The sequence below is a fragment of the Bradyrhizobium sp. 23AC genome, assembly GCF_054863025.1.
In genome coordinates, this window is record NZ_JAVAYN010000090.1 from 1 (window position 1) to 357 (window position 357).

The 357-nt window shown below is 63.9% G+C and carries 1 protein-coding gene; it reads right to left on the reverse strand.

Translation table 11 applies throughout. From position 1 onward, the window contains the following. The coding region (locus tag RAD10_RS41585) for a DDE-type integrase/transposase/recombinase (protein WP_461621997.1) at positions 1 to 357 on the reverse strand (357 nt) is incomplete at both ends.

The window sequence follows — 357 nt, forward strand, 5'->3', positions numbered from 1 at the left end:
GCAAAAACCTCGGCCTTCAGGGTGCGATGGAAGCGTTCGTTCTTGCCGCGCGCCTGCGGGTGACAGGGCCTGGCGTGCACCACCCTGACACCGAGCTTGAGCAGCCACACCTTCAACCCGGTCCAACGAACGCCTGACGTATCACCCCAGGGTGAGCCGTTGTCGGTGTAGAAAGCCTCCGGCAGGCCGTAGCAGCGGAACGTCGTCGTCAGGTGATCCTGCACGGTAAGACGCTGCTCGTCGGCACAGGCCTTCAGGCACAGGACATAGCGCGAGTGATCGTCGACGACGGTCAGCGGATGGCATCGCGTCCCGTTGGCGAGCGGCAGGTGACCCTTGAAGTCCATCTGCCACAGC